Below are 2,448 nucleotides of genomic sequence, written 5' to 3' on the forward strand. Positions count from 1 at the left end.
ATTTTTTGGAAAACTTTGCAACAGAACCAAAAATGCTGAGGTTCTTGAAGCGACCCACGATATAAAAACCGTCGTCATGGATAAGACTGGAACAATTACTGTTGGCAAACCACAAGTGACCGATATTATCTCTATCGGAAGAATTAGTGAGAACGAGATTCTGCGAATCGCTGCTGGACTTGAGGATTCATCAGAACACCCATTAGCTTTAGCAGTAATTAATGAAGCAAAGGACAAGAAAATTACTCCTGCCGTAGCTAAAAATTTCACTGCTATTTCTGGTAAAGGGGTACAAGCTTTGATTGATGGTAAGCAGGCTTTTATTGGTAATGATCGTTTATCCGATGACTTTAACATGACAGATGATCTTAAGATTAAAATGACATTTTTACAGGCGCAGGCGAAAACTGTGGTATTAGTTGGTTACGATGGTCAAATAATTGCTTTAATTGGGATTCAAGATGCACCTAAGTCCAGCTCTAAAGCTGCTATCAGGGCAATGCAAAAATCAGGATTTCACACTGTGATGTTAACTGGGGACAATCGTTTGGTCGCACAAGCCATAGCAGATGATATTGGGATTGACGAGGTCATAGCAGATGTTATGCCTGGGGACAAAGCACAACATATTAGAAAGTTGCAAGAAAAAGGAGCAGTCGCCTTTGTAGGTGATGGAATCAATGATGCCCCTGCATTATCCACGGCAACAGTAGGTATTGCTATGGGATCGGGGAGTGATATTGCAATTGAATCTGGAGGTATTGTACTAGTCAAAAATGATTTGATGGATGTTGTAACTTCTTTAGTATTAGCACGAAAAACATATAGTCGGATTTTGATTAACTTATTTTGGGCTTTCATATATAACGTGATAGGTATTCCAGTCGCAGCGGGTATATTCTCAGCACTTGGATTTACACTATCTCCAGAGTTAGCTGGTCTTGCAATGGCACTTAGCTCAATTACTGTTGTTTTGAGCTCACTATTATTGAACTATGTGCGCTTGCCAAAAAATAGTGAGACACTTATAGGTAATAGTTAGTATTTGTAATATACAAAAGTGACGCTTTTAATTATAATAGTAATTTTCCTTTTTCAAAATTTGAATCAGAGTCTTAAATACTAGGCATACAATAAGAGAACCAAAAATCAGAACTACTGAATGTAGTTCTGATTTTTGATTCTACAATATTTAGTGTTGGTGGAAAATCTACAGATTTTCTACTGACACTTTTTTTGTAAAAAAAGATAGAAAAAGAGATAGCCTAACTGGTGGAATTTAGTCGTCTAAAACAAAACCATACCAAGAAAGGATATCTCCATGTATCATTGTACTAGAAAATTGTTAGGTTTAACAGATGAAAATTTATTCTTCGAAGAAGAATGGTTAGAGACAGTAGAAGAAGATGGTTTTCGCACCAATCTTATCCATGATAAACTTAGCTATATACTAAGCCATTGCCGTAAATGTGGCATCAAAAATGAAGGACAAATCATCAAAAATGGCTCACATAAAACAAAAGTCCAACTTTTGCCTTACCGAGCAACCAAAACAGAATTACGCTTGGTACGTACGCGCTTTTACTGTAAAGAATGTCAGTCGACATTCAACGCTCAGACCAATTTGGTAGATGAAAACTGCTATCTCTCAAAGGAATTAAAGGTACAAATTGCCTTGGAACTAGCGAAGAATACAATAAAAAAAGAAATTGCCAATCGCTGTTTTGTATCAGACGTAATCGTTTTGCGTGTCCTGCGCACCTGTTTAAAAACGTATCATCCTCGTTTTGATACGTTACCTTCGGTCCTTTGTTTTGATGAGTACAAATCGATGAAGTCCTGCAGTGGAAAAAATGAGTTTTGTTTTTATGAATGGGCAGACCCAGCAATTAATCGGTGTATTGGAGAATCGTCGCCTTACTTTCTTAAAACCATATTTCCTTAATTTCACTCGAAAAGCACGAGCGAACGTAAAATACGTCGTGATGGATATGAATGCCCCTTATTTTGAACTTGTAAAAGCGGTCTTCCCAAACGCCAAAATCGTGACCGATCGCTTTCACATTGTCCAACAAATCACTCGTACGTTAAATCAGTTGCGAATCAAAACAATGAACAGGTTTCAAAAAACGGAACCGACAAAGTATTGACGATTGAAGCGATTCTGGAAATTACTCCTTACGCATGCCTATGATCTGGATAGTTCTGATTATCAATATGATCGATCCTTTCGCAGACCAATGACGCAAAAAGCGATGGTCGATGAGCTTTTGAGTTACGATGAGCAATTAACCAGGGCTTACGAGACTTGCTAGCTCCTCCTCTATCACTTTAAACACAAGGACAACCAAAGTTTTTTCGATACGATCAACAGCTTAGATCAATGCCTTCCACAATGGTTTTGTAAGAAGCTGACGTGGAATGGCAACAGTTTTTTTGACAAATTTT

The 2,448-nt window shown here is 37.7% G+C and carries 4 protein-coding genes; all 4 read left to right on the forward strand.

All coding sequences use genetic code 11. The annotated features are described in order from the left end of the window. Positions 1–1,042 (forward strand): HAD-IC family P-type ATPase (locus HMPREF2731_RS01660; RefSeq protein WP_256337552.1); only part of this gene is annotated, 1,042 nt, incomplete at its 5' end. A gap of 279 nt (positions 1,043–1,321) precedes the next feature. After that, entirely contained in the window at positions 1,322–1,945 is a 624-nt protein-coding gene (locus HMPREF2731_RS15190) for a transposase family protein (RefSeq protein WP_070872186.1), read from the forward strand. Next, positions 1,869–2,150, forward strand: a complete 282-nt coding sequence (locus HMPREF2731_RS15195; RefSeq protein ID WP_157794810.1) for a transposase — start codon at positions 1,869–1,871, stop codon at positions 2,148–2,150. The genes HMPREF2731_RS15190 and HMPREF2731_RS15195 overlap by 77 nt, the downstream gene beginning before the upstream one ends. A 3-nt stretch (positions 2,151–2,153) precedes the next feature. After that, positions 2,154–2,315, forward strand: coding sequence for a hypothetical protein (locus HMPREF2731_RS15200; protein WP_227326771.1), 162 nt, complete (start codon positions 2,154–2,156; stop codon positions 2,313–2,315). Positions 2,316–2,448 lie beyond the last annotated feature (133 nt).

The sequence above is a fragment of the Enterococcus sp. HMSC072F02 genome (assembly GCF_001837725.1).
GTDB lineage: Bacteria > Bacillota > Bacilli > Lactobacillales > Enterococcaceae > Enterococcus_B > Enterococcus_B lactis.